This is a genomic window from Streptomyces sp. CNH287 (assembly GCF_000424825.1).
In genome coordinates, this window is the sequence record NZ_AUKQ01000004.1 from 108,353 (window position 1) to 132,643 (window position 24,291).

General features: G+C 73.2%; 22 protein-coding genes. 11 read left to right on the plus strand and 11 right to left on the minus strand.

Annotation, left to right across the window (positions count from 1 at the left end; genetic code table 11):
• Positions 1–2 precede the first annotated feature (2 nt).
• From H299_RS0103390 to H299_RS0103415, 6 genes are all read right to left on the minus strand, one after another.
• The gene (locus H299_RS0103390; RefSeq protein WP_027747260.1) at positions 3–980 is read right to left on the minus strand and encodes an HpcH/HpaI aldolase/citrate lyase family protein; all 978 of its coding nucleotides are present in this window, start codon (positions 978–980) and stop codon (positions 3–5) included.
• Positions 977–3,034: a protein meaA gene (locus tag H299_RS0103395; protein WP_078512434.1), complete on the minus strand. Its 2,058-nt coding sequence runs from the start codon at positions 3,032–3,034 to the stop codon at positions 977–979. The genes H299_RS0103390 and H299_RS0103395 overlap by 4 nt, the downstream gene beginning before the upstream one ends.
• Before the next feature lies 1 nt (position 3,035).
• On the minus strand, positions 3,036–4,373 hold the full coding sequence (gene ccrA / locus H299_RS0103400; RefSeq protein ID WP_027747262.1) for a crotonyl-CoA carboxylase/reductase: 1,338 nt from the start codon (positions 4,371–4,373) through the stop codon (positions 3,036–3,038).
• 298 nt (positions 4,374–4,671) lie between these two features.
• Entirely contained in the window at positions 4,672–5,145 is a 474-nt protein-coding gene (locus H299_RS0103405; RefSeq protein ID WP_027747263.1) for a nuclear transport factor 2 family protein, read from the minus strand.
• A gap of 71 nt (positions 5,146–5,216) precedes the next feature.
• Positions 5,217–5,999 (minus strand): TetR family transcriptional regulator, encoded by a 783-nt coding sequence (locus tag H299_RS0103410; protein ID WP_027747264.1) that lies wholly within the window; start codon positions 5,997–5,999, stop codon positions 5,217–5,219.
• A gap of 98 nt (positions 6,000–6,097) precedes the next feature.
• Entirely contained in the window at positions 6,098–7,882 is a 1,785-nt protein-coding gene (locus H299_RS0103415) for a 3-hydroxyacyl-CoA dehydrogenase family protein (protein WP_027747265.1), read from the minus strand.
• A gap of 403 nt (positions 7,883–8,285) precedes the next feature.
• Here H299_RS0103415 and H299_RS31950 point away from each other — a divergent pair, with 403 nt between their 5' ends.
• Positions 8,286–8,912, plus strand: a complete 627-nt coding sequence (locus H299_RS31950) for a HEAT repeat domain-containing protein (protein ID WP_486587134.1) — start codon at positions 8,286–8,288, stop codon at positions 8,910–8,912.
• Positions 8,913–8,970: 58 nt separating this feature from the next.
• Here the strand turns inward: H299_RS31950 and H299_RS0103425 are convergent, their stop codons facing one another.
• A complete protein-coding gene (locus tag H299_RS0103425; protein ID WP_106965712.1) occupies positions 8,971–9,594 on the minus strand; it encodes a GNAT family N-acetyltransferase in 624 nt (207 codons plus the stop codon).
• A 163-nt stretch (positions 9,595–9,757) separates the two neighbouring features.
• Here H299_RS0103425 and H299_RS0103430 point away from each other — a divergent pair, with 163 nt between their 5' ends.
• The 5 genes from H299_RS0103430 to H299_RS31955 all read left to right on the plus strand — a co-directional run bounded on the left by H299_RS0103430 (position 9,758) and on the right by H299_RS31955 (position 14,551).
• Positions 9,758–11,350, plus strand: coding sequence for a peptide chain release factor 3 (locus H299_RS0103430; protein ID WP_486587135.1), 1,593 nt, complete (start codon positions 9,758–9,760; stop codon positions 11,348–11,350).
• A gap of 75 nt (positions 11,351–11,425) precedes the next feature.
• Entirely contained in the window at positions 11,426–11,953 is a 528-nt protein-coding gene (locus H299_RS0103435) for a pyridoxamine 5'-phosphate oxidase family protein (RefSeq protein ID WP_027747268.1), read from the plus strand.
• A gap of 62 nt (positions 11,954–12,015) precedes the next feature.
• On the plus strand, positions 12,016–12,534 hold the full coding sequence (locus H299_RS0103440; RefSeq protein WP_051262092.1) for a hypothetical protein: 519 nt from the start codon (positions 12,016–12,018) through the stop codon (positions 12,532–12,534).
• Between the two features lie 67 nt (positions 12,535–12,601).
• The gene (locus H299_RS0103445) at positions 12,602–13,207 is read left to right on the plus strand and encodes a TetR/AcrR family transcriptional regulator (RefSeq protein ID WP_027747270.1); all 606 of its coding nucleotides are present in this window, start codon (positions 12,602–12,604) and stop codon (positions 13,205–13,207) included.
• 129 nt (positions 13,208–13,336) lie between these two features.
• Positions 13,337–14,551 (plus strand): MFS transporter, encoded by a 1,215-nt coding sequence (locus tag H299_RS31955; RefSeq protein WP_078512436.1) that lies wholly within the window; start codon positions 13,337–13,339, stop codon positions 14,549–14,551.
• A 59-nt stretch (positions 14,552–14,610) separates the two neighbouring features.
• Here the strand turns inward: H299_RS31955 and H299_RS0103455 are convergent, their stop codons facing one another.
• Together H299_RS0103455 and H299_RS0103460 are read right to left on the minus strand one after the other, a co-directional pair.
• On the minus strand, positions 14,611–15,003 hold the full coding sequence (locus H299_RS0103455) for a RidA family protein (RefSeq protein ID WP_027747271.1): 393 nt from the start codon (positions 15,001–15,003) through the stop codon (positions 14,611–14,613).
• Between the two features lie 52 nt (positions 15,004–15,055).
• Positions 15,056–16,114 carry an Rv2578c family radical SAM protein gene (locus H299_RS0103460; protein WP_027747272.1) on the minus strand — a complete coding sequence of 353 codons (1,059 nt, stop codon included), beginning with the start codon at positions 16,112–16,114 and terminating at the stop codon, positions 15,056–15,058.
• 180 nt (positions 16,115–16,294) lie between these two features.
• Between H299_RS0103460 and H299_RS0103465 the strand changes: the two genes are divergently transcribed.
• The 4 genes from H299_RS0103465 (at position 16,295) to H299_RS0103480 (ending at position 21,187) form a co-directional block, all read left to right on the plus strand.
• Positions 16,295–16,741: an SRPBCC family protein gene (locus H299_RS0103465; RefSeq protein ID WP_027747273.1), complete on the plus strand. Its 447-nt coding sequence runs from the start codon at positions 16,295–16,297 to the stop codon at positions 16,739–16,741.
• Between the two features lie 131 nt (positions 16,742–16,872).
• Complete coding sequence (locus tag H299_RS0103470; protein WP_027747274.1) at positions 16,873–17,709, plus strand: M55 family metallopeptidase; 837 nt, start codon at positions 16,873–16,875, stop codon at positions 17,707–17,709.
• The gene (locus H299_RS0103475) at positions 17,702–19,069 is read left to right on the plus strand and encodes a M20/M25/M40 family metallo-hydrolase (protein ID WP_027747275.1); all 1,368 of its coding nucleotides are present in this window, start codon (positions 17,702–17,704) and stop codon (positions 19,067–19,069) included. The genes H299_RS0103470 and H299_RS0103475 overlap by 8 nt, the downstream gene beginning before the upstream one ends.
• 78 nt (positions 19,070–19,147) lie before the next feature.
• Positions 19,148–21,187 carry an LpqB family beta-propeller domain-containing protein gene (locus H299_RS0103480; protein ID WP_027747276.1) on the plus strand — a complete coding sequence of 680 codons (2,040 nt, stop codon included), beginning with the start codon at positions 19,148–19,150 and terminating at the stop codon, positions 21,185–21,187.
• A 469-nt stretch (positions 21,188–21,656) separates the two neighbouring features.
• Here H299_RS0103480 and H299_RS0103485 read toward each other — a convergent pair whose 3' ends face one another.
• Complete coding sequence (locus H299_RS0103485; protein WP_027747277.1) at positions 21,657–22,070, minus strand: CBS domain-containing protein; 414 nt, start codon at positions 22,068–22,070, stop codon at positions 21,657–21,659.
• Between the two features lie 78 nt (positions 22,071–22,148).
• Complete coding sequence (locus H299_RS0103490; RefSeq protein WP_027747278.1) at positions 22,149–23,168, minus strand: aminoglycoside phosphotransferase family protein; 1,020 nt, start codon at positions 23,166–23,168, stop codon at positions 22,149–22,151.
• A gap of 59 nt (positions 23,169–23,227) precedes the next feature.
• Here H299_RS0103490 and H299_RS0103495 point away from each other — a divergent pair, with 59 nt between their 5' ends.
• Positions 23,228–24,154, plus strand: coding sequence for an arginase family protein (locus H299_RS0103495; protein WP_027747279.1), 927 nt, complete (start codon positions 23,228–23,230; stop codon positions 24,152–24,154).
• Positions 24,155–24,291 lie beyond the last annotated feature (137 nt).

A 24,291-nucleotide genomic window follows, 5' to 3' on the forward strand; every position in this document is an offset into this window, starting at 1 on the left:
GCTCACACCTCCGGTGCTTCGAAGCGGGACGTACGGGTGAGGCCGGCCGCCCGGCCCTTTCCGGCGATCACCAGCGCCATCTTGCGGCTGGCCTCGTCGATCATCTCGTCGCCGATCATGGCCGAGCCCTTCTTGCCGCCCTCCTCGGAGGTGAAGTACTCGTAGGCGTCCAGGATCAGTTCGGCGTGGTCGTAGTCCTCCTGGGACGGCGAGAAGATCTCGTTCGACGCCTCCACCTGCCCGGGGTGCAGCACCCACTTGCCGTCGAAGCCGAGCGCGGCGGCGCGGCGGGCCACCTCGCGGTAGCCCTCCACGTTGCGGATCTGGAGGTAGGGGCCGTCGATCGCCTGGAGGTCGTGGGCGCGGGCGGCCATCAGGATGCGCATCAGGATGTAGTGGTAGGCGTCCGCCGGATAGCCGGGCGGCTGCTCACCGACGACGAGCGTCTTCATGTTGATCGAGGCCATGAAGTCGGCGGGCCCGAAGATGAGGGTCTCCAGCCGGGGCGAGGCGGCGGCGATCTCGTCGATGTTGACCAGGCCGCGGGCGTTCTCCAGCTGGGCCTCGATGCCGATGCGGCCCACCTCCAGACCGACCGTCTTCTCGATCTGGGTGAGCAGCAGGTCCAGCGCGTGCACCTGCTGGGCGTCCTGCACCTTGGGCAGCATGACGCAGTCCAGGTTCTGCCCGGCGCCCTCGACCACAGTGATCACGTCGCGGTACGTCCAGTGCGTCGTCCAGTCGTTGACCCGCACGACCCGGGTCTTGCCGCCCCAGTCGCCCTCGTTGAGCGCCTCGACGATGGTGTGCCGGGCGCCCTCCTTGGCGAGCGGGGCGCAGGCGTCCTCCAGGTCCAGGAAGACCTGGTCGGCGGGCAGGCCCTGGGCCTTCTCCAGGAAGCGCGGGTTGCTTCCCGGCACGGCCAGGCAGGAGCGGCGCGGGCGCAGGCGGTTCACCGGGCCGGGGGAGGGGGCAGTCATGTGCGGATCTCCATGGGTTCGAGGGGCTGGAGGGCGTTCGCGCCGCGGATCTCGTCGACGATACGGCCGATGATCTCCGTGATGCCGAAGTCCTTGGGGGTGAAGACGGCCGCCACACCGGCGGCGCGCAGCGTCTTCGCGTCGGCGGCCGGGATGATGCCGCCGACGATGACGGGGATGTCCTCGGCGCCCGCCGCGCGCAGACGCTCCAGCACGTCGGGCACCAGGGCGCTGTGCGAGCCGGAGAGGATCGAGAGGCCGACGCAGTGCACGTCCTCCGCCACGGCCGCCGCCACGATCTCCTGCGGGGTCAGCCGGATGCCCTGGTAGACCACCTCGAACCCGGCATCGCGGGCCCGTACGGCGATCTGTTCGGCGCCGTTGCTGTGCCCGTCCAGGCCCGGCTTGCCCACCAGCAGCCGGAGCCTGCCGCCGCCGACGGTGCCCGCCGCGGCGGCCAGCTCGGACGCGGTGCGCTCCACCTTGCGCCGTACGGCGGCCAGGGCCGAGCCCGCCTCGGCGGCCACCGCCACCGGCGCGCCGCTGACCCCGGTCGGGGCCCGGAACTCGCCGAAGACCTCACGCAGCGCCCCGGCCCACTCCCCGGTGGTCACGCCCGCACGCGCGCAGCCGAGCGTCGCCTCCATCAGGTTGGCGTCGGTCGCGGCGGCCTCCCGGAGCAGCCGGAGCGCCTCGGCGGCGGGCGGGTGCACGTACGGCTCGTCACGCTCGGCCCGCCACCGGCGCACCGCCCGCACCACTCCCGCCTCGCCCGCCGGATCGACGGTCAGCACGGCGGTGTCCAGGTCGGCGGTGAGCGGGCTGGGCTCGGTGCCCTGGTAGCAGTTGACGCCGACGATCTTCTCCGCGCCGGACTCGATACGGGCGCGCCGCTCGGCGTGCGAGGAGACCAGCTGCGACTTGAGGTAGCCGGACTCCACGGCGGCCATCGCGCCGCCCAGCTCCTGGATGTGGTCGATCTCGGCGAGCGCCTCGGCGACCAGGGAGGAGACCTTCTCCTCCACCACGTGCGATCCGGCGAAGAGGTCGCCGTACTCCAGCAGGTCGCTCTCGTGCGCGAGCACCTGCTGGATGCGCAGCGACCACTGCTGGTCCCAGGGCCGGGGCAGACCCAGCGCCTCGTTCCAGGCGGGCAGTTGCACCGCGCGGGCGCGCGCGTCCCGGGAGAGGGTGACAGCCAGCATCTCCAGCACGATCCGCTGGAGGTTGTTCTCCGGCTGCGCCTCGGTCAGGCCCAGCGAGTTGACCTGGACGCCGTAGCGGAAGCGGCGCTGCCCCGGGTCGGTGACGCCGTACCGCTCGCGGGTGATCTGGTCCCAGATCCGGCCGAAGGCGCGCATCTTGCACATCTCCTCGACGAATCGGACGCCCGCGTTCACGAAGAAGGAGATCCGGCCCACGACGTCGCCGCGCCGGTCCTCGGGCACCTGCCCGGAGGCGAACACCGAGTCCAGCACCGCGATCGCCGTGCTCATCGCGTACGCGACCTCCTGCACCGGGGTGGCCCCGGCCTCCTGGAGGTGGTAGCTGCAGATGTTGATCGGGTTCCACCGGGGCAGGTGCCGGACGGTGTACGCGATCATGTCCGTGGTCAGCCGCAGGCTCGGGCCGGGCGGGAAGACGTGCGTGCCGCGCGAGAGGTACTCCTTGACGATGTCGTTCTGCGTCGTGCCCTGGAGCGCGGAGACGTCCGCGCCCTGCTCCTCGGCGGTCACCTGGTAGAGCGCCAGCAGCCACATGGCGGTGGCGTTGATGGTCATCGAGGTGTTCATCCGCTCCAGCGGGATGTCTTGGAAGAGCCGCCGCATGTCACCGAGGCAGGAGACGGGGACCCCGACCCGGCCGACCTCGCCGCGGGCCAGGACGTGGTCCGGGTCGTAGCCCGTCTGGGTCGGCAGGTCGAAGGCGACCGACAGGCCCGTCTGGCCCTTGGCGAGGTTGTTCCGGTAGAGGGCGTTGGACGCCTCGGCCGTGGAGTGCCCGGCGTACGTCCGCATCAGCCACGGGCGGTCCCGTGGTGTTCCGGACCCCATGTCACACGTCCCGGAAGCGGTTCAGCGCCTCGGCGTGCACGGCGCGCAGTTCGGGGTCGCGCACGCCCAGGCCCTCCGCAGGTGCCAGCGCCAGGACGCCGACCTTGCCCTGGTGGAGGTTGCGGTGCACGTCGTACGCGGCCTGCCCGGTCTCCGTCAGGGGGTAGGTCTTGGAGAGGGTGGGGTGGATGCGGCCCTTGGCGACCAGCCGGTTGGCCTCCCACGCCTCCCGGTAGTTGGCGAAGTGCGAGCCGACGATCCGCTTGAGCGACATCCACAGGTAGCGGTTGTCGTACTCGTGCTGGTAGCCGGAGGTGGAGGCGCAGGTGACGATCGTGCCGCCCTTGCGGGTGACGTACACGCTCGCGCCGAAGGTCTCGCGGCCCGGGTGCTCGAAGACGATGTCCACGTCCTCGCCGCCGGTCAGTTCGCGGATGTCCTTGCCGAAACGTTTCCACTCCCGCGGGTCCTGGCGGTGCTCGTCCTGCCAGAACCGGTAGCCCTCGGCGTTGCGGTCGATGATCGCCTCGGCGCCCATCCGGCGGCAGACCTCCGCCTTCTGGTCGCTGGAGACCACGCAGATGGGCGTGGCGCCGCCCGCGAGCGCGAACTGCGTCGCGTAGCTGCCCAGTCCGCCGGAGGCGCCCCAGATCAGCACGTTGTCGCCCTGCTTCATCCCGGCGCCGTTGCGGGAGACCAGCTGCCGGTAGGCGGTGGAGTTGACCAGTCCGGGCGAGGCCGCCTCCTCCCAGGAGAGGTGGGCGGGCTTGGGCATCAGCTGGTTGGACTTGACGAGGGCGATCTCCGCCAGCCCGCCGAAGTTGGTCTCGAAGCCCCAGATGCGCTGCTCCGGGTCGAGCATGGTGTCGTTGTGCCCGTCGGAACTCTCCAGTTCGACGGAGAGGCAGTGCGCCACCACCTCGTCGCCCGGCTGCCAGGAGTTGACCCCGGCCCCTGTGCGCAGCACGACACCGGCCAGGTCGGAGCCGATCACGTGGTACGGCAGGTCGTGGCGCTTGGCCAGCGGGGAGAGCCGCCCGTAGCGTTCCAGGAACGCGAAGGTCGGCAGCGGCTCGAAGATCGAGGTCCACACGGAGTTGTAGTTGACCGAGGAGGCCATCACGGCCACCAGCGCCTCGCCCGGCCCGAGTTCGGGCACCGGGACCTCGTCCAGGTGCAGCGACTCGCGCGGGTCCTTCGCCCTGCTCTCGAGCCCGGCGAACATCTCGGCCTCGTCCTTGTGCACGGTCACCGCGCGGTAGGACTCCGGCAGTTCGAGCGCGGCGAAGTCTTCGGCCGTTGTGTCGGACGCGAGGATCGCGTCGAGGATCTTGTTCACGGTAATGCCTCCGGCGAAGCGCGTTGGGAAACGCTCTGGGGGACGTCGGTGCTGAGGCAGTGCCGTCGGTTCGGCGTGACGTGCGGTGCGGGTTCCGCGGCGCCGGGTGGGCGCACGAGGGTGCCTGTGACGCAGGCGTCCGGGCACGCACGGGGGTGAGATCCATGGGGACAGCGCCCGGACTGGGGACGACGTTATGGCACCCAGTGCCAAGACGCAAGACACTGGGTGCCAAAAATTCCACTCGCATGTCGGGCGCTGTCCACAGATGAGCGCCTGGGTGTGCCCGGGGCGGCACTCAGTTCGTCGCGGGCAGCTGCGGCGGCTCGCCCTGGGTCCAGGTCAGGTGCATCGACTGGCGCTGGATGCGCCAGCCGTCGGGCGTACGCAGCAGCGCGTAGTCGTTCCATCCGCCGGAGGCGAACAAATGGTCGGCGGGACGCTCGCCGCGCAGCACGTGGATGCTCACCACGTTCGCCCGCACGGTGGCGCCGTCGCCGTCTCCGCCGAGGGAGATCGCGTAGTTCAGCCCGAGGTGCTGGGTGCGGGCGAAGAGGCCGATGCCCTCGGTGGTGGAGCGGGCGATCTCGGCGTGCCCCTCGGCGACGCCGACCGGGACCTCGATACGGGCGTCCGTGGTGTAGTGGTCTGCCGCCCACGCGAGGTCGAAGGGGCCCTGGTCCAGGGAGTGCTGGTAGCTGTCCAGCAGGGCGGTGATCTCCGCGTGGTCGGTGAGGGTGCGCAGCTGCTGAGTGATGTCGTGGGTAGTCATGAGCACAGGCTTGTACTTCAACCAAAGATGAAGTCAAGCTCCGGCGCCGGCGCCTGGGGCGACGCCCCTGCTCAGTGCTTGCGCAGCGCCTCTTCGATGGAGTTCATGATCGCGGCCAGCGGCGCGTCCGTACGGGCCACGGTGACCAGCACCTCGCCCCGCCGCGCCGTCTCCGCCGCCGAGGGCCGGCCGCCCGCGTCGGCGCGGCCCGCGCCGAAGCCGGTGCCGAAGGTGCGCCGCACGATCGCGAAGGCGTGGTCGAGCTGGGCCTCCACGTCGCCCGCGCCGCCGCCGCGCAGCCAGCGCCGCAGCACGTGGTTGTGCGCGGTGACCACGGCCGAGGCGGCGACCTCGGCGAGCAGCGGCTCGTCGAAGTCGCTGACCATGTCGCCGTGCGCCGCCTCGTCGAAGTGGCCCAGCAGATAGCGGGTGAACAGCCGCTCGTACCGGGCCACCGAGGCGATCTCGCGCTCGCGCAGCGCGGGCACCTCACGGGTGAGCTTGTACCGCTCGACGCTGCCCTGGGGCGAGGCGGCGTACATCTTCATGACCTCTTTGATGCCCCGGCACACCGTGTCCAGCGGGTGCTCGTGCGCCGGCGCCGCCTCCAGCACCGCCTGGGCCCGTACGAGGGTGTCGTCGTGGTCCGGGAAGATGGCCTCTTCCTTGGAGCGGAAGTGCCGGAAGAAGGTGCGCCGGGCGACTCCGGCCCGGGCCGCGATCTCGTCTACCGTCGTCGCCTCGTAGCCCTTGGTCGCGAACAGCTCCATCGCCGCGGCGGCCAACTCCCGGCGCAGCTTGAGGCGCTGGGAGGAGGCGGCGGGGGAACGGGAAGGCTTCGCGGGCTCCGGCATGTGGTGAACGCTACACGGTGTGACAGCTTCTGGCGGAGGTGTGCCGGACGGAGGGTCCAGCAGCCCGCCCCAGCCGCCGCCGGGCACTCCGGCGCCGGTCACCGCCGGGCGTACTCGCGGAAGCCACGGCCTGTCTTGCGGCCCAGACAGCCCGCCGCGACCAGGTGCTCCAGCAGCGGCGCGGGGGCGAGCCCCGGGTCGCGGAACTCCGCGTGCAGCACCCGTTCGATCGCCAGCGAGACATCCAGGCCGACCACGTCCAGCAGCTCGAACGGGCCCATCGGGTAGCCGCCGCCGAGCTTCATGGCGGAGTCGATGTCGTCGAGCGAGGCGTAGTGCTCCCCGACCATCTTCACCGCGTTGTTCAGGTAGGGGAACAGCAGCGCGTTCACGATGAAGCCCGCCCGGTCCCCGCAGTCCACCGGGTGCTTGCCCAGCGTCCCGCAGACCTCACGCACGGTGGCGTGCGCCTCGTCGCCCGTCAGGACGGTGCGGACCACCTCGACGAGCTTCATCGCGGGCGCGGGGTTGAAGAAGTGCATCCCGATCACGTCCTGCGGCCGGGAGGTGGCCCGGGCACAGGCGACGACCGGCAGCGAGGAGGTGGTGGTCGCCAGGACCGCACCCTCGCGGCACACCCGGTCCAGCGCGGTGAACAGCTGCCGCTTGGCCGCCAGGTCCTCCGCGACGGCCTCGACCGCCAGGTCCACCCAGGCCAGCGCCGTCAGCGAGCCCGTGGGCGTCACCCGCGCCAGCGCGGCGTCCCGGTCGGCCGCGCTCAGCCGCCCCTTGGCGACCGACCGCTCCAGCGACGCGGCCAGCCGGTCCTTCGCCGCCTCCGCCTTGTGCTGACTGCGCGCGGCCAGCACGGTCGGGTATCCGGCCTTCGCGAAGACCTCCGCGATCCCGGCGGCCATCGTGCCCGAGCCCACCACGCCGACCGACTTCACGGTACGGGCGGCGGCGCGGGCACCGGCGGCAGACGGCACCGCCGCGTCCGGCACCGCCTCGGTGCCGCCGGGGGAGGCGTAGGTGTAGAAGCCGCGGCCGGACTTGCGCCCGTGCAGCCCGGCGTCGCTCAGCTGCCGCAGGATCGAGGCGGGGGCGTGCAGCCGGTCGCGGGACTCGGCGTACATCGCGTCGAGCACGGTGCGCGCGGTGTCGATGCCGATCAGGTCCAGCAGCGCGAGCGGGCCCATCGGCAGGCCGCAGCCCAGCCGCATCGCCGCGTCGATGTCCTCCCGGCTGGCGTACCGCGACTCGTACATCGCCGCGGCCTGGTTGAGGTAGCCGAACAGCAGGCCGTCCGCGACGAATCCGGGCCGGTCGCCGACCGCGATCGGGTCCTTGCCCAGCTCGCGGGCGAGATGGGTGACGGCGGCCACGGCCTCGGGCGCCGTCAGCACCGAGGAGGCGATCTCGACCAGCCGCATGGCGGGCGCGGGGTGGAAGAAGTGCAGGCCCAGCACGCGTTCGGGCCGGTCCGAGTCGGCGGCCAGCCGGGTCACCGAGAGCGCGTTGGTCCCGGTGGCCAGAACGGTCTGGGGCTTGACGATGCCGTCGAGGGCGGCGAAGACCTGGCACTTGGTGTCGTAGTCCTCGGGCACCACCTCGATCACCAGGTCCGCGTCGGCGGCGGCGCGCAGTTCGGGGAAGGTACGGAAGCGCGCCAGCGCCTCCCGGCGCTCGGCGGGGGTGATCCGCCCGCGCTCGACGGCGCGCGCGGTGGAGTTCTCCAGCGCGGTCACCGCCCGGCGGGCGGCCGACGCGTCGATGTCGATGCCGATCACCTCGCGGCCCGCGCGCACGAGCAGTTCGGCGATACCGGTGCCCATGGTGCCCAGGCCGATCACGGCGATGGTGGTGAGGGAGGGACGGTCCATCACGGGACTCCAGAGAGTGTGTGCCACGGACCCCCGACGGGGGCGTGGCTGATGAGGGTTGCCGCGCGTCCACCCGCGCGGGGCGGGGGAGCGGGAGATCCGGCCGGCCCTGTCCCGGGGCCGTGCCGCATTCAGGTCGCCGAACCGACTGCACTCTCGGCGGCTGCGTCACCAGGCCGCCTGAGCGGTGGTACCGCTCTGATGAGCAGGCTAACCCGTCAGTAACAAGAACGCCAGAGGGTCGGCGATGTGACCTTGGAGGCGCTCGGGCTGCCTCTTGGCCACGCGCACGGCCCGCCGCGCTCTCCCCGGGCCGCCCCGGGCCGTTCCGCGCACTTCCGCGCGGGTACGGACTCTGTAGCCGCGCCCGCGCGTGCGGTTCAATGGCACCTGAGGGGGCTCTATGACAACCGGTGCACTGTCGGAACCGCAGGACAGCAGAGAGTTCGAGCAGCTCCTGAGCAGAGTCCGCGCGGAGACGGACCGGCGGGGTGCGAAAGCCGACCGGATGGAGCTGGAGGCGCTCGCGCGGGACTGCGGGCCTGGTGCGCGGGACGCGCTGGCGGCGGTGCTGGCGGAGAGCGGACGCCCTCTGTGGGCACAGGAGATGGCCGCGTTCGCGCTGGGCTGCGCGGGCGACCGGCGCGCCTTCGAGACCCTCGTCTTCCTGCTCAACTACCGCGACCCGCTGCGCGGCGCCACCGCCGCCCACGCGCTCGTACGGCTCCGCGACCCGCGCACCGCACGCGCCGCCGCGGCGCTGGCGACGAACGAGCTGCGGACGGCGTACGCCCTGCACCCCGTCCGGGTCCTGGTCGCCCTGCGCGCGCCCGAGTCCGTACCGGCGCTCGTCTCGCTGCTGGGCAGGCTGCTGGACGGGCCCGGTCCGCACTGGCCGCTCGCGCTCGCCTGCGTGGAGGGGCTGGGGCGTATCGGCGACGCGCGGGCCCGCCCCGTCCTGCGGGACGCCGCCGTCCACCACCGGCTGCGCCCGGCCGCGCAGGCCGCGCTGGCCAGAGCGGGCGGCTGAGGGTCAGCGGCGCGTGCGCGCGGGCGGCGGGCTCCCCGTGCCGTCCGCCGCGCCGGGTTCAGCCGCTGCCCGGCGCGGACTCCCGGCCGGGCTCTGCGGCCCACGCCGCCGTACGGTCCGCCAGCCGCCGTACGTACCGCACCTCCGGTACGGGCACGCCCTCCACGTCGTACGAGACGTGCGCCCCGTCGGCGGTGAAGCCCGCCCGCTCGTAGAAGCGCCGGGCGCGGGTGTTGCCCTCGACGACCCACAGCAGGACGCGCGGGAAGGACCGCTCGGCCGCCTGTGCCAGCGAGGCCTCCAGCAGCTCGCGCCCGGTGCCGGTGCCGATCCACTCCGGCCGCAGGTAGAGCGCGTACAGCTCGCCGTCCGAGGCGGAGGGCCGATCTCCGGGCGGGCCCGCGGCCGTGTCCTCCTGCGCTCCCTCCTCCGGTTCCTCGTCCCGGTACGGCCCCAGCGCCGCCCAGCCGATGACCTGGCCCGCGTCGTCCTCCACGACGAGGCTGCTGGTGACCGCGCGGGCGCGGGCGAAGGTCTGGCGCCCCCGCTCGGCGTCCTGCCGCGGGGACATCGCGTCCAGGTACGACTGCGGCATCAGCCCGGCGTACGCGAACTGCCAGCCCCGCACGCGCACCGCCGCCACCGCGTCGACGTCCGCCTCCGTCATCTCCCGTATCCGCATGCGTGCGATGTTCTCAGAGCCCCTCGGCCGGCCGCCGGGCGGGCGGCCGTGTCCGGAAGAGCCCGGGGGCCGGGCGTGCGCGCCAAGTCACGGAGAGTCGACGCCCCGACGGGGAGTAGGGTTTGCGGGTGAGATCACACGGAGCGAACGGGCGGCGGGTTTGTTGAGCGGGGACGCGAAGAGCGAGGCCGCCCGACGGCGTACCTTCGCCGTGATCAGTCATCCGGACGCGGGAAAGTCGACACTGACCGAGGCCCTGGCGTTGCACGCGCACGCCATCACCTCGGCGGGCGCGGTGCACGGCAAGGCCGGGCGGCGCGGCGTCTCCTCGGACTGGATGGAGATGGAGAAGGCCCGCGGCATCTCGGTGACCTCCGCGGTGCTCCAGTTCGAGCACCGCGGCGTGGTGCTGAACCTGCTGGACACCCCGGGGCACGCCGACTTCTCGGAGGACACCTACCGGGTGCTGGCCGCCGTGGACTGCGCGGTGATGCTCATCGACGCGGCCAAGGGCCTGGAGGAGCAGACCCGCAAGCTCTTCGACGTCTGCCGCCACCGTGGCGTCCCCGTCATCACCTTCATCAACAAGTGGGACCGCACGGGCCGGGACGCGCTGGAGCTGCTCGACGAGATCGAGCGCGAGTTCCGCCTCAAGCCCACCCCGGTCACCTGGCCGGTCGGCATCGCCGGACACCTGCGGGGGCTGGTCGACGTCCGCGACCCGGACCGGATGCTGCGCTACACCCGCGCACCCGGCGGTGCCAAGGAGGCCGTCGAGGAGGTGCTGAGCGCGGAGGAGGCCGAGGCCGACCACGCCGAGGAGTGGGAGCAGGCCACCGAGGAGCTGGCCCTGCTGCGCGAGACCGGCGGTGTGCACGAACCGGCGGAGTTCCTCGCGGGCAAGTCCACCCCGGTCTTCGTCGGCGCCGCCGTCTCCAACATCGGCGTACGGCTGCTGCTGGACGCCGTCGTGGACATGGCCCCGCCGCCCGGCCCGCGCGAACTGGACGGCGGTGGCGAACGCCCCCTGGACGCCCCCTTCTCCGGCCTCGTCTTCAAGGTGCAGGCCAACATGGACCGCGCGCACCGCGACCGGATCGCGTTCGTACGGGTCTGCTCCGGGGTCTTCGAGCGCGGCATGACGGTCAAACAGGCGGCGACCGGCAGGCCGTTCGCGACCAAGTACGCGCACAGCGTCTTCGGGCAGGACCGCACCTCGGTGGAGACGGCCTACCCGGGCGACGTGGTCGGCCTGGTCAACGCCGCCGCGCTCCGGGTCGGCGACACGCTCTACGCCGAACGCCGCGCGGTCTTCCCGCCGATGCCCACCTTCGCGCCCGAGCACTTCGCGGTGGTGCGCCCGGTGGACATCGGCCGCTCCAAGCAGTTCCGGCGCGGCATCGCCCAGCTGGACGAGGAGGGCGTCGTCCAGGTGCTGGTCTCCGACCGGCGCGGCGACCAGGCGCCGGTGCTGGCGGCGGTGGGGCCGATGCAGTTCGACGTCGTGCGGCACCGGATGGAGAACGAGTTCACCGCGCCGGTGCGGCTGGAGCCGCTCGCCTACAGCGCCGCCCGCGCCACCGATCTGGAGGGCGCCGAGGCGCTCAACCGCTCCCGGCTGGTGCACGGCGAGGCGATGCTGCGGGTGCGGGACGGCGTGTGGCTGGGGCTCTTCCCCAGCCGCTGGCACGTCAGCTCCTTCGAGCGTGAGTTCCCCGACTTCGCGCTGGAGCCGCTCATCGCCGCGCACCAGTAGCGCGCCCGGGGCATCCGTACGGCCGCCCGGCCGATACCCGACAGAGGATGTCGGGTATCGGCGCCAGCATGGGGCATGACGACACGGACGACACGGACCGCACGCTGGGGCGGCTTCGAGGCCGCCGCACCGGACCTCGCCGCGACCATCCGGAGCCGCTTCGGCGCGTACAAGCACCACGTCCTGGCCACGCTGCGGGCGGACGGCGCGCCGAGGCTGACGGGCCTGGAGGCGAACTTCAGCCGGGGCGAGCTGTGGCTCGGCATGATGCCCGGCTCCCGCAAGGCGCTCGACCTGCGGCGCGACGGGCGGTTCGCCCTGTACGCCAATCCCGGTCCGGGCGCCGAACTGGCGGAGGGCGACGCCCGCGTCTCCGGCCGCGCCGTGGAGGTGACCGACCCGGCCGAGCCGGCCCCCTTCACCCAGGACGCGCCCGAGGGTGAGGTGCCGGAGGTGTTCCACCTCTTCCGGGCCGAGCTGTCCGAGGTGGTCCGCACCTACCTGGTGATGCCCGACATCTGCATGGACGTCTGGCAGCCCGGCCGCCCCGTCCGCACGATCCGCCGGGGCAACGACGACGCCCCGCCCCGCGAGGACGCGTAGCCGGCCCGGCTGGCACAATCCCCGGGCGTAGGGACCGGGCGCGCGGGGGAGCGGGGGATGCGGTGGGGGAGCCGGACGGCGCGCGGGCGGCGACGGAGGCGGACGGTCCGGCCGGGCGCGGCGGGCCCGGCTGGCGGCGGGTGCGCCGGGCCGTACGGGTGCTGGCCTGGGGCGCCGGGGCGGCCTGCCTGGCGTTCACGGGGTGGTTCGCCTGGGCGGTGTACTCCTTCGCCACCACCGACGACCCCTTCCGCACCCATACGGAGATCAGCTGTTCGCGCGCCATGTCCTTCGCGCACGGCGAGCTTCCGCCAGCCGCCGCCGACGAGGACTGCTCGATGGCCGAATGGCTGGACACGGCCGTGGACGGGACGTTCCGGATGCCCCGCGCGCAGGTCGGGCCCTGGCTGCGGGAGAACTACCCGGACGCCGAGCCGGAGGAGTACTGCCAGCAGGACGTCTGCCTGGAGATGTCCTTCGACCCGGCCACCGCGGAGGGCGCCCACGTGGTGCGCCTCCAGGTGCGCCACGAGGCCGGGGGCGCGACTTCCCTGGTGACCCTGGAGGCGCTCACCACCTGAACCCGAGCCGCTCAGCCTGCCCCGAAAGTATTGCAACGATCAGTCCAGAACGTGGTACGTTACCGCCATGGCCCGACCGAGGACTTTCGACGAGGCGCGGGCCCTGGACGCGGCGATGCACGCCTTCTGGGCGAACGGCTACGAGGCCACCTCGACCCAGGACCTGTGCGATGCCACCGGCCTGGGCCGCAGCAGCATCTACAACACCTTCAGCAGCAAGCACGACCTCTTCCGGCGCGCGCTCGCCCACTACATCGACACCATGAACGCCCCGCAGTCGGCGCTTCTGGAGGACGTGTCGCGCCCGGCCGCCGAGCGCATCCGGGAGCTGTTCGCCGTGATCGTCGAGAGGGAGGCGGAGGGGCGGCGGGGCGGTCGCAGCCAGGGCTGCCTGACCGTCAACGCGACGGTGGAGCTGGCCGACCGCGACCCGGAGGTCGCCGCCATGCTGGAGCGCGACCTCGCGCTCCGGCTCGCCGCGCTGCGCGACGTGCTGGAGGCAGGGCAGCGGGCCGGTGACATCGCGGCGGAGCGGGACGCGGAATCCCTCGCCCGCTTCGTCAACGCGGTGATCGGCGGCATGCGGGTCTCCGGGCAGGGCGGCGCGGGCCGCGCCGCCCTGGAGGCCATCGCGGCCACGGCCATGGACGCGCTGACCCCCGGCCCTCGCTGACTCCCGCCGCTCCGGCGCCCGCCCCTCGCTGACGTTCCGCCAGACCTCCCACGCCTTCCGCCGATGGCCAGGTGCACGTGTGCCCAAGTTTCGTACCAATCAATCCAAAACTAGCCCAGGGAACCCCGCATGCCACGAGCCGTGTACCTGCTCGCCATGGGCATCTTCGCCATGGTGACCAGCGAATTCGTCGTCGCCGGACTGATGCCCCAGATGGCGGAGGGGCTGGACGCCACCATCCCGCACATCGGCTACCTCATCACCGCCTTCGCCCTCGCCATGGCCGTCGGCGGCCCCCTGCTGGCCGTTGCCGTCCTGCGGCTGCCCGGCAAGCGCGCCCTCCTGGTGCTGTTCGCCGTCTTCCTGGCGGGCAACGTGATGGCCGCCTCCGCCGCCACCTATGGGGTCATGCTCGCCGCGCGCCTCATCACCGGGACCGCCTCCGCCGCCTTCTTCGGCGTCGCCATCTCGATGACCGTCCAGCTGGTGCGCCCGGAGGTGCGCGGGCGGGCCATCGCGGCCGTCATGAACGGGCTGATGCTGGGCACGCTCCTCGGCCTCCCGCTGTCCACCCTGGTCGGCGAACGCTTCGGCTGGCGCAGCGCGTTCTGGGTCATCACCGCGCTGGCCGCCCTCGCCGCGCTGGCCACGGTGGCGGGCGTGCCCTCGGTGGCGCGGACCCAGAGCGCCGGCTTCCGGCAGGAGTTGGGCGCGTTCCGCAACGGCCGGCTGTGGCTGGCGTTCTCCACCAGCACCTTCCTGATCGGCGCGACCTTCTCCGCGTTCAGCTACTTCAACCCGATCCTGACCGAGATCACCGGATTCGCCACCGGCACCGTCCCGTTGCTGCTCATCGCGTACGGCGCCGCCACAGTGGTGGGCAACCACGTCGTCGGGCGGCTCGCCGACCGGTACACCCTCACCGTCCAGCTGTGGGGCCTCGGCCTGAACTTCGTCTTCCTCCTCGGCTTCGCGCTCCTGGCCGACGTGCGCGCGGCGGCCGTGCCCGCCATGCTCGGCATAGGCCTGGTGGGCGTCACGATGAACCCGGCGATGGCCACCCGGGTCCAGCGGACCGCCAACGCCCGGCCGCTGGTCAACACGGTCCACTCGTCCTTCATCACGCTGGGCGTCGTCATCGGCTCCTGGCTGGGCGGCCTCGGCATCGACCGGTACGGGCTGCGCGCGCCGCTGTGGCTCGGTGCCGCGCTGGCCGTGGCCGGGATCGGCACCCTGCTGCCGGACCTGCTGCGCCCTCGGCCCGCGGTGGCCGCGGCGGCGGTGCGGACGGGGGCGGCCCAGCCCGAGGCCGTACCGGCCGAAGCGGGGGCCCGCGGAGTCTGAGACCGCGGGCGGGCGGACGTGCGGGCCGTCCGCCCGCCGCGCGGCGCCGGGCGCCCCGGTCAGGCGACGGCGAACGCCTCGATCTGGAGCAGGATGTCGTCACGTACTAATCCGGTGACCTTGATCGCCGTGCTCGCGGGGCCGCGGTCCTTGTCGATGACGGCGTCGCGGGCCTCGCGCACGGCGGGGAGAATGCTGAAGTCGGTCATGTAGAAGGTCAGTTTGATGACGTCCTCAAGAGTCGCCCCGGCCTCGGCGAGGCACAGCCGGAGGTTCTCGAATATCTGGGCGGTCTGGGCGTAGGGATCGTCCTTCCCGACGAGCGTGCCGTGCGCGTCGAGCGGGACCTGGCTGGAGACGGCGATGAACCGGCCCTCGCCCCAGACGACGTGGCTGTAGCCGTTGCGGGGTGCGACCCCTTCGGGTGCGAAGACATGGGTGAGATCAGACATGCCGGGATCTTCGCACCGCGTGCCCGCACGCGCTATACGGCGACAACCAGCCTCAGAGCAGGGTCAGTTGGGTGCCCTGGCGCGCCTCGTCGGGCGCTCCGTCGCCGGGTGCCGCCCCACCAGGTGCGGCCTCGGCGGCCTGTCCGGGCGGCATTCGGTGTGCGCCCGGCGCGGACGGCCCGATCCCGTACTCGTTGGCCAGTTCGTGCACCTGCCCGGTGATCCGGCGCTGGTACCACGTGGGGGCGTAGGCGCCGTCGGCGTACAGCGCCTCGTAGTGGCGGACGAGCCGCGGGTGGTGGATGCCGAGCCAGCGCAGGAACCACTCGCGGGCGCCGGGCCGCAGGTGGAGGGTGAGCGGGGTGACGGAGGCCGCCCCGGCCGCCGCCACCGCCCGTACGGTGGCGCGCAGCTGGGCGGGCGAGTCGCTCAGGAAGGGGATGACGGGCGCCATCAGGACGCCGCAGGGGATACCGCTCCGGGCGAGCGTGCGCACGACGTCCAGGCGCCGGTCGGGTGCGGGTGTGCCGGGTTCGACCGTGCGCCACAGCTCCTCGTCGGTGAAGCCGACCGACACCGAGACACCGACATCCGCGACGGCGGCGGCCGAGCGCAGCAGGGCGAGGTCGCGGAGGATCAGCGTCCCCTTGGTGAGGACGGAGAAGGGGTTCGCGTAGTCGCGCAGCGCGGTGAGGATGCCGGGCATCAGGCGGTACCGGCCCTCCGCCCGCTGGTAGCAGTCGACGTTCGTGCCCATCGCGATGTGCTCGCCGTTCCAGCGCCGGGAGCCCAGCTCCCTGCGCAGCAGCTCGGGTGCGTTGGTCTTGACCACGATCTGGGAGTCGAAGCCGGTGCCGGTGTCGAGGTCCAGATAGCCGTGCGTGCGGCGGGCGAAGCAGTAGACGCAGGCGTGGGTGCAGCCCCGGTAGGGGTTGACCGTCCATTCGAACGGCATCCGGGAGGCGCCGGGGACCCGGTTCACGATCGACCGGGCGCGTACTTCGTGGAAGGTGATGCCTCTGAACTCGGGGGTGTCGAACGTCCGGGTGACGACGCTGTCGCTGTCGAACAGCGCGGCCGGGCCGTCGCCGCTGAGGTGGTCCCAGCGCATGGCGCCTCCTTCGTGGTCGTCGGGCGGGCGTCGGGCGGTCTGCCGTGTGCCGTGAATAGAACAACTGTTCCCATCGTAGCCGTCAAGCCGGATTTTGGCGGGGGGCGTCCGGATGGTTGGCTGGCCGACGAGTTCGGAGCGGTCCGCAGGCGACCGCCGGTGACCATCACAGGAGGAGCAATGGCGCAGGTCGAAGCGGCCACCCAGCGGGAGATCCAGGCGAAGCCCGAGGAGGTCTTCGGTGCGCTCGCCGACTACCGCGGAACGCGGCGGGAACTGCTGCCCGAGCAGTACAGCGAGTACGAGGTGCGGGAGGGCGGCGAAGGCGCGGGCACCCTCGTGCACTGGAGGCTCCAGGCAACCAGCAAGCGCGTGCGCGACTGCCTGCTGGAGGTGACCGAGCCCGCGGAGGGCGAACTGGTCGAGAAGGACCGGAACTCCTCGATGGTCACCACCTGGCGGGTCACCCCCGGCGGCGGCGCCGGAGCCGCGCGGGTCACCGTCACCACGGTCTGGGACGGTGCGGGCGGCATCGGCGGCTTCTTCGAGAAGGCCTTCGCGCCCAAGGGGCTCGCCCGGATTCACGACGCGGTGCTGGAGCGGCTCGCCGCGCGCACGGAGGGTTAGGGCCTGTCTGGCAATTTGCGTCGGGTCAGGCCGGGCGGTCCGGACCCGGTCAGAATCTTGCAGAGGTCTGGACCTCAGTAACCGCTGACCGGGGTACTGCCGGGGTCCGCGACGGCGTACCGTGGCACGTCATGAGCAAGATCCTGATCTCTGCGGACATGGAGGGCGCCACCGGCGTCACCTGGCCCGCCGACGTACTGCCCGGGACGCCGCAGTGGGAGCGCTGCCGCCCGATGTTCACCTCCGACGTCAACGCGGCGATCGCCGGGTTCCTGGACGGCGGCGCGGACGAGGTCCTCGTCAACGAGGCCCACTGGACCATGCGCAACCTGCTGCTGGAGCAGCTGGACGACCGCGCGCAGATGCTCACCGGCCGGCACAAGTCGCTCAGCATGGTCGAGGGCGTGCAGCACGGCGACGTGGACGGCATCGCCTTCGTCGGCTACCACGCCGCCGCCGGGGCCGAGGGCGTCCTCGCCCACACCTACCTGGCCAACTCCCTCACCGGCGTCTGGGTGGACGGCACCCGCGCCAGTGAGGGCCTGCTCAACGCCCTGGTGGTGGCCGAGTACGGCGTCCCGGTGGTGCTGGTCACCGGCGACGACCTCGCCTGCGAGGACGCCAAGGGGTACGCGCCGCAGGCCCGCACCGCGGCGGTCAAGGACTACGTCTCGCGCTACGCGGCGGTCTGCCGTACGCCCGCCGTCACCGCGCGGGACATCCGCGCCGCCGCCCGCGAGGCCGCGGCGCTGGCCGTACGGCACGAGCCCGCCGCGCGGGGGCCGCACGAGGTGGTCATGGAGTTCGACGCGGAGCACCTGGCCGGTGCGGCCACGGTCGTGCCCGGGGTGGAGCGCACCGGCGAGCGCCGGGTCGCCTACACCTCACCGAACATGTACGAAGGCATCCGGTGTTTCAAGGCGGTCACCACCGTCGTCTCGTCCGCCGTGGAGGAGCAGTATGGCTGACGCGTCCACCGCCCAGGAGACCCGCGAGGTCCAGGGCGCGCACATCGACCAGCGGGCGCTCGACGAGGTGGTCACCTACACCTCCGAGCTGATCCGCATCGACACCACCAACCACGGCCGCGGCGACGGCGTCGAGCGGCAGGCCGCCGAGTACGTCGCGGAGCGGCTGGCGGAGGCGGGCATCGAGCCGGTCCTTCTGGAGAAGGCGCCGGATCGCACCAACGTCGTGGCCCGCATCCCCGGTACCGACCCCTCCGCCGACGCGCTGCTGGTGCACGGCCACCTCGACGTGGTGCCCGCCGAGCCCGCCGACTGGACCGTCCACCCCTTTTCCGGCGAGATCCGCGACGGCGTGGTCTGGGGCCGTGGCGCCATCGACATGAAGAACGCGGACGCGATGGTGCTCTCCGTCGTCCGCGCCTGGGCCCGCGCCGGGGTGCGTCCCCGCCGGGACATCGTGCTGGCCTTCACGGCGGACGAGGAGGACAGCGCCGACTACGGCTCGGGCTATCTGACCGAGCACCACGCCGGCCTCTTCGAGGGCTGCACCGAGGGCATCAGCGAGTCCGGCGCCTTCACCTTCCACGCCGGTGACGGGCTGCGGCTCTACCCGGTCGCAGCGGGGGAGCGGGGTACCGGCTGGCTGCGGCTGACCGCGCGCGGCAAGGCCGGGCACGGCTCGAAGGTCAACCGAAAGAACGCGGTGAGCATGCTCGCCGCCGCCGTCACCCGCATCGGCGCGCACGAGTGGCCGGTGCGGCTGACCCCGACCGTACGGGCGGCGCTGACCGAACTGGCCCGCCTCCACGGCCTGGGCGCCCCCGACCTGGACGCCCCCGATTTCGACGTGGACGCTCTGCTGGCCCAGCTGGGGCCCGCCGCCGAGCTGGTCGCGCCCACCGTGCGCAACAGCTCCAACCCGACGATGCTGGAGGCCGGCTACAAGGTCAACGTCGTCCCCGGCAGCGCCACCGCCTTCGTCGACGGCCGGATGCTGCCCGGTGGCGAGGAGGAGTTCCGCACCACGCTGGACGCGCTGACCGGCCCGGACGTCGACTGGGAGTACCACCACCAGGAGGTCGCGCTCCAGGCGCCGGTGGACTCGCCGGCCTACGCCGTGCTGCGCGAGTCGCTGGAGCACTTCGACCCGGCCGGCCGCGTCGTGCCGTACTGCATGTCCGGCGGCACCGACGCCAAGCAGTTCTCCCGGCTGGGCATCAAGGGGTACGGCTTCACCCCGCTCAAGCTCCCGGCCGGCTTCGACTACCAGGCGCTCTTCCACGGCGTGGACGAGCGGGTGCCGGTGGATGCCCTGCACTTCGGCGTCCGCACCCTGGACCGCGCGCTGCTCCGGCTCTAGACCGGCCTCACCCGGCCTCATCCGGCACCGCTCGGCCCCCCGCCCCCTCGTCCAGGCTCCGAGGAGAACGAACTCCACATGACGCACATCCGGGCCCCCTACGGCAGCTGGCCCTCCCCGATCGACGCGACCCTCGTCGCCGCCCACGACGGCAGCCCGGAGTATCTGGGCGCCGTGGGCGACGAGATCTGGTGGACGGAACCGCGCCCCCAGGAGGGCGGGCGCCGCGCCCTGATGCGGCTCGGTGCCGACCGGAAGGGCCCCGCCCGCCCGGCGCTGCCCGCACCCTGGAACGTCCGCAACCGCGTGATCGAGTACGGCGGCAAGCCGTGGGCCGGAGCCGTCCGCGAATCCGGCGGCCCGCTGATCGTCTTCACCCACTTCGCCGACCAGCGCCTGTACGCCTTCGCCCCGGACGACCCGGGCACCGCGCCCTGGCCGCTGACCCCCGTCTCCCCGGTGGGCGGCGGGCTGCGCTGGTGCGACCCGGTGGTGCGGCTCGCGGCCCCGGTCCCGGACGCCGGGCCGGGCGCGGGGGCGGGCGTGGCGGTCTGCGTGCTGGAGGAGTTCACCGGTGAGGGCCCCAGCGACCTGCGGCGGCTGCCGGTGGCGGTGCCGCTGGACGGCTCGGCGGCCGGGGACCGGACCCGGGTGCGGGAGCTGACGAGCGCCGACCACCGCTTCCTCACCGGGCCGCGCTTCTCCCCGGACGGCAGCCGGGCGGTGTGGCTGGCCTGGGACCACCCGGCGATGCCCTGGGACGGCACCGAGGTCCGGCTCGCCGAAGTCGCCGCGGACGGCACCTTCACCGCCGTACGGACGGTGGCGGGCGGCCCGCAGGAGTCGGTCGCGCAGGCCGACTGGGCGGCGGACGGCTCCCTGCTGGTCGCCACCGACCGCACGGGCTGGTGGAACCTGCACCGCGTCGACCCGGACACCGGCGAGGCCGTCAACCTGTGCCCCCGCCAGGAGGAGTTCGGCGGCGGCCTGTGGAAGATCGGGCACCGCTGGTTCGCGCCGCTGCCCAGCGGCCTGGTCGCCGTCGTGCACGGGTGCGGCGGGGCGACCCTGGGCATCCTCGACCCGGCCAGCGGCGAACTGGCCGACGTGCACGGGCCGTGGACGGAGTGGTCCGCCTCCCTCGCGGTCGACGACACCCGCGTGGCGGGGATCGCGGCGGGACCGCACCGCTCGCACGAGATCGTCGAACTCGACACCCTCACCGGCCACAGCACCGTCATCGGCACCCCGCACCGCGACACGGTGGACCCGGCGTACTACCCCGAGCCGCGCGCCCGCGTCTTCCGCGGCCACGGCGGGCGCGACGTGCACGCCCACCTCTACCCGCCGCGCCACCCCGGCCGCGCCGCGCCCGAGGGCGAGCTGCCGCCGTACGTGGTCTGGGTGCACGGCGGCCCGACCAGCCGCGCGCCCCTCGTGCTCGACCTGGAGATCGCCTACTTCACCTCGCGGGGCATCGGCGTCGCCGAGGTCAACTACGGCGGTTCCACCGGCTACGGGCGGGAGTACCGCAACCGGCTGCGCGAGCAGTGGGGCGTCGTCGACGTCGAGGACTGCGCCGCCGTCGCCCGCGCGCTGGCCGCCGAGGGCCTCGCCGACCCCGCCCGGATCGCGATCCGCGGCGGCAGCGCGGGCGGCTGGACCGCCGCGGCCTCGCTGACCTCACCGGCCGCCGACGGCCTCTACGCCTGCGGCACGATCTCCTACCCCATCCTCGACCTCGCGGGCTGGGCGGACGGCGAGACCCACGACTTCGAGTCCCGCTACCTGGACTCCCTGGTCGGCTCCCCGGGGGCCACCGCCCGCGAGCGGTACCGCGAACGGTCCCCGGTCCACCGGGCGGAGCGGATCGCGGTGCCGTTCCTCCTGCTCCAGGGGCTGGACGACGTCATCTGCCCGCCGATCCAGTGCGACCGCTTCCTGGCGCGGCTGGCGGGGCGCGGGGTGCCGCACGCCTATCTGGCCTTCGAGGGGGAGGGGCACGGCTTCCGCCGGGCCGAGACGATCATCCGCGCGGTGGAGGGCGAACTCTCCCTCTACGCGCAGACGTTCGGGATCGCCCGGGACGACGTGCCGGCCCTGGAGCTGTCGCCGTGACCGGCGGCCCGGCCCTGGACGAGCCCTGCTGCGCGTTCCCCGGCCCGTAGCAGCAGCTGGCCGAACCGTCTGACCGTCATGCCTGGCGGATCGGCGCGCGCCGTCCGGCGCGGTGGAGCGCAAGGCGAGCTTGCACGGTGGCGAGGCGTCCTGGAGGGCTGCGTGCGCGCCCCTCGGCCCTGCGGGCCGGAGAGCCTGCTCAACTTCGTGGGCTACCCGGGCTTTCGGTCGACGCAGCGGTGAGGGGTCCCCCGTGCCCGCCCGGCCTCCGGCTGGACCCCGGCGGAGCGGGTACGCACCTGCCGCACGTTGCCCGGCGCGGTGTGCCCGCTCCCGGGAGGGGAGGCGTCCACCCCGGGCGGGGTTCTCTGCCGTCCGCTCCAGGAGTACGCGCGCCGGCCGACGCAGCGGTCAGGGAGTGCCCGGTGCCTGGGGCGGTCCCGGGCACCCGGACTCCCGACAGCGTGCCTCAGGCGTAGACCTGCTCCACGAAGGCGGCGATCTGGCTGTCGGACAGGTGGTGCGCGAGGTCGGCCTCGCTGATCATGCCGACCAGCCGCTTGTTCTCGATCACCGGCAGCCTGCGGATCTGGTGGCTCTGCATCTCCTCGAGCACCTCGCTGACATCCGCGCGGGCATCGATCCAGCGCGGCGTGCCCTGCGCCATGTCACCGGCAGTCACCTTGGACGGGTCCTTGCCGTGTGCCACACAGCCGACCACGATGTCGCGGTCGGTCAGGATGCCGCACAGCCGCTCCTCCGCGTCACTCACCGGGAGCGCCCCCACATCGAGGCGCCGCATCAGCTGCGCGGCGCGGTCGAGGGTCTCGGTGGCGGGAATCCACTGCGCACCGGGGTGCATGATGTCTCCGGCAGTGGTCATGGGATACCTCCGAACGGGTGGGTCCCCCCATCGTCCCGCGCCCGCGTGCTCCCGCAACCGGGCGGCGTCCGCCGCACGTCAGAGCTTCGCCACCGCCGCCAGAATCCGGGCCTGCGCCATGAGCTCGACGCTGCGGTCCAGATTCTCGTCCTCGACCACCGACCACAGCGTGTACTCGATGTGCCGGGCCACCGTCCATGCCCGTACGCGCCAGGGGTCCAGGTCGAGCAGGTCCGCGATCAGCGCGGTGCGGTGGGCGAGCACCGCGTGCGGGTCCGGCTTCGCGAACGGGTCGTCGACCTGCTCCAGCAGCGGCCAGGGGTCGAACGCCGGGTCGCCGGTCATCGGCTTCGGGTCGATCGCCAGCCACGGCCGCCGCCCGGCGGCGAGCAGGTTGCCCGGGTTGAAGTCCCCGTGCACCACCACCTGCCGCGAGGCCGTGCGCGGCAGGTCGCGCAGCAGTTGCGCGCCGAGGGTGAAGAGGCCGGTGTCCACGGCGGCCGGCCAGTCACGGGCCGCCCGCTCGTCCGCGAGGTCGGCCCACTCACCGGCGATCGTCGCGACCTCCTCCAGCTCCGGCCGCCGGGTCCCCAGCCGTTCCAGTCCGGTCCGCTCGGGTTCGGGCTGCTGCCGGGGGGCCTGTCGCGGCCCGGCCTCCGGCAGCGGTGCCGCCTCCCACAGCTCGCGCAGCACCTCCGCCGCGGCCGTGAGCCGCTCGTCCGCCGGTATGCCGTGGGCGGCGCCCAGCTCCGTGCCCGGGGAGCAGGACTCCAGGAGCAGCGCGTAGCGGTCCGGGTCGTCCTCGTACACCCGTACGGCGCCGTGGCCCGCCCACCGCCGCAGCATCGCGGCCTCGCTGTCGGCCTCGCGGTGCGGCCAGGTCAGCTTCAGCACCGCGGGCGTGTCGTCGGCGCGGCGGACCGGGGCCACCCACGAGCAGCTGCCGCCGTGGTAGGGCTCGCCCACCCGCAGATCCCACTGCCGTACCGACTCCTCGATCAGGCGCGGCAGTTCGGCGAGCCAGGACCGGCCGCTGGCGTGTGTGCCCATCTCGGAGACCACCGGCAGCGAGGAAGGGACGAGCTCAGGGGGCGTCATGGGCGCGATTCTCGCAGCCCAGGCGCACATGCCGGAGGCAGGGGCGGCAGAATACGTCCATGCCTACGACGTCATCGATCACCAGCCGCCTGGTCCTGCTGGACGCTCCCTCCAACCTCGGCCTGAAGCCGCCCTCTCCCGGCACCGTCCCCGGCTGCTACAAGCTCGCGGGCGCCCTGCGCGAGGCGGGCCTGCTGCGGCGCCTCGGCGCCGAGGAGGGCGGCGTCGTCGTGCCGCCGCGCTACGACCGGGGCGACTGGCAGCCCGGCGACGGCGTCTTCAACGCCGCCGCTCTCGCCGGCTACAGCCGCCGTCTCGCGGACCGGATCGAGGGCCACGTCCGCGCGGGGGACTTCCCCGTCGTCCTCGGCGGCGACTGCTCGATCGTGCTGGGCTCCTCCCTGGCGCTGCGCCGCCTGGGCCGCTACGGCCTGGTCTACCTCGACGGCCACGACGACTTCCGGCACCCGGGCGTCGACCCGCAGGGCGTCGGCGCGGCGGGCGGTGAGGACGTGGCGCTGGTGTCCGGCCGGGGCCAGGCCGACCTCACCGACCTGGAGGGCCTGCGTCCCTACGTCCGCGACGAGGACCTCGCGCTGCTGGGCCTGCGCGACGTGGAGAACGAGCCGGACAACAGCCAGGTGGAGCTGACCGCACTCGGTATCCACCACGCCCCCGTCGCCGCCGTGCGCCGCGACGGTCCTGAGGAGACCGCGCGCACCGTGCTCGACCGGCTCACCGCGTCCAAGGTGGCGGGCTTCTGGGTGCACATGGACGCCGACGTGCTGGACCCGCAGGTGATGCCCGCCGTCGACAGCACCGAGCCGGGGGGCCTGACCATCGAGGAAGTCCGCGCCCTGCTGCGGCCGCTGGTGTCCTCGCCGCAGTGCGCCGGGTTCCAGCTCACCATCTACGACCCCGACCTGGACCCCGACGGCTCGTCCGCCGTGCTGCTGGCCGAACTGCTGGAGGACGTCCTCCGCTGAGGGCACCTCCCGCAGGTTCCGAAGGGGGCGGCGGACCGTCCGGGGATAGCCCGCGGCGCCGGAGGGAAGGAACTCACCGCCGCCCCGTGGTGATCCACCGCGGGGCGGACGGGCCCGGAGCCCGGCGCGGCACGCGC